This window comes from Microbispora hainanensis (assembly GCF_006874475.1).
Lineage (GTDB): Bacteria > Actinomycetota > Actinomycetes > Streptosporangiales > Streptosporangiaceae > Microbispora > Microbispora hainanensis.
Map to the genome: position 1 here is coordinate 1 of NZ_VIRM01000194.1, position 514 is coordinate 514.

1 protein-coding gene is annotated in these 514 nt (G+C 67.5%); it reads left to right on the forward strand.

The annotated features are described in order from the left end of the window. Window positions 1–48: 48 nt before the first annotated feature. Window positions 49–514, forward strand: a 466-nt coding sequence (locus FLX08_RS40135) for a helix-turn-helix domain-containing protein (RefSeq protein WP_244313253.1), incomplete at its 3' end; no start/stop codon positions are given.

Below are 514 nucleotides of genomic sequence, written 5' to 3' on the forward strand. Positions count from 1 at the left end.
TACGTCCGTGATGTCATCCACGCTTTCAACGAACGGGGGTTCGACGCACTGGACCCAAAATGGAGCGGGGGCCGTCCACGAGCGATCAGTGAGCGGGTGCGTGAGCACATCTGCCTGATCGCCACGACGGTCCCCGCCGAGTGGGGCATCACCGGGCACTCCACCTGGAGCCTGCGCACCCTGGCCGAGCACCTCATCAGTCGCGGGGTGGTGACGGCGATCAGCCGCGAGCACCTGAGGCGGATCCTGCGCGCGGGCGGGGTGAGCTGGCAGACCACCACGACGTGGAAAGCCTCCACCGACCCGCACTTCATCGCCAAGATGCAGCGCGTCCTGGAGTTATACGATCATCCCCCGGCTGATGGGCGGGTGATCTGCCTGGACGAGTTCGGGCCGTTGAACCTGATGCCGCGCAGGGGCAAGCGGTGGCGTCCGGCGGGTTCGCCGGCCCGGCTGCGGGCCACCTACAACCGCTACAACGGCGTCATGCACATGATCGCCGCGCTCGACCTGG